Source organism: Promicromonospora kroppenstedtii DSM 19349 (assembly GCF_000515355.1).
GTDB lineage: Bacteria > Actinomycetota > Actinomycetes > Actinomycetales > Cellulomonadaceae > Promicromonospora > Promicromonospora kroppenstedtii.
In genome coordinates, this window is sequence record NZ_KI911710.1 from 58,797 (window position 1) to 59,435 (window position 639).

1 protein-coding gene is annotated in these 639 nt (G+C 76.2%); it reads left to right on the plus strand.

Annotation, left to right across the window (positions count from 1 at the left end):
• Positions 1 to 309 precede the first annotated feature (309 nt).
• The coding region (locus PROKR_RS35535; RefSeq protein WP_169736485.1) for a hypothetical protein at positions 310 to 639 on the plus strand (330 nt) is incomplete at its 3' end.

Genomic DNA, 639 nt, shown 5'->3' on the forward strand with positions numbered 1-639 from the left:
CCGCGGTGCGGGATCCGCGGAGCGACCCGGCGTCTCGCCGGGACGCGCGGGCGGTACGCGTACCGCGGGTGACGGAGGACCGGCCACCGGGCGCAGCTCGGCACGGAGCACGTACTCGCCGCTCGCCGGTCCGGCCTCGACGGATCCGCCGGCAGCGCGCACGTGCTCGGCAAGGGAACGGATGCCCGTGCCGCTCGTGCCGTCCGCAGCGGAGGCGGCGGGGGTGGCGATCAACGGGTTGCAGACGGTCACCACGAGGCGCGCGGCGTCCTCGCTCCGGTAGTCGCCCCCGGATTGGCCCTCGGTCCGGTGCTCGTCATCGCCCGCCTCGAGGCGAATCCGGACCGGCTGACCCGGCGCGTGCTTGAGCGCGTTCGTCAGACCTTCCTGGACCACTCGTGCGACGACGGGGCCGAAGCGCAGGAGGCGTCCGGGTGCGCGCGAACCGCTGAGCTCGACGTCGGCACCGGCCCGGCGGGCATCCCGCACGAGCACGTCGAGGTCCGCCCCGAGCGCCATGGCCGGAGCCTCGTCGGGCAAGCCGGTCCGCAGGGTCTGGACGGACGCCCCGAGGCGCGCCACGGCATCGGAGACCTGTCGACGGGCGAGCCCGACCGACGCCCGCGCGGAGTCGGCGGC